At 49.4% G+C, this 255-nt stretch carries 1 protein-coding gene; it reads left to right on the top strand.

Annotated features, from left to right (window positions below; genetic code table 11):
- The coding region (locus tag H8K36_RS19025; RefSeq protein WP_222611293.1) for a hypothetical protein at nucleotides 1–255 on the top strand (255 nt) is incomplete at both ends.

Below are 255 nucleotides of genomic sequence, written 5' to 3'. Positions count from 1 at the left end.
CGCAATTAAATGCTTTAGGTGGCACACCGATCACGATCACGACAGGCAAGGGCAGCTTGGTCTTAACAGGTTATAACTCCAGCACAGGCGTGGTGAGTTACACCTATGACCCAAGTGTCCAAAGTGCAAACAGCGATGTGACCGACAGTGTCACAGTGGCAGTCACCGATGCCTTAGGTGCAACGAATAACGACAGCCTAGATATCCTTATTACGGACAGCAAACCAGTAGCGACAGGTGACATCAACAACATCA

Origin of the sequence: Affinundibacterium nitidum (assembly GCF_014284155.1) — a bacterium.
Classification (GTDB): domain Bacteria; phylum Pseudomonadota; class Gammaproteobacteria; order Burkholderiales; family Burkholderiaceae_D; genus Undibacterium; species Undibacterium nitidum.
The sequence above is the reverse complement of the archived record's forward strand: the minus strand, read 5'-3'. Positions and strand labels throughout refer to the sequence as shown.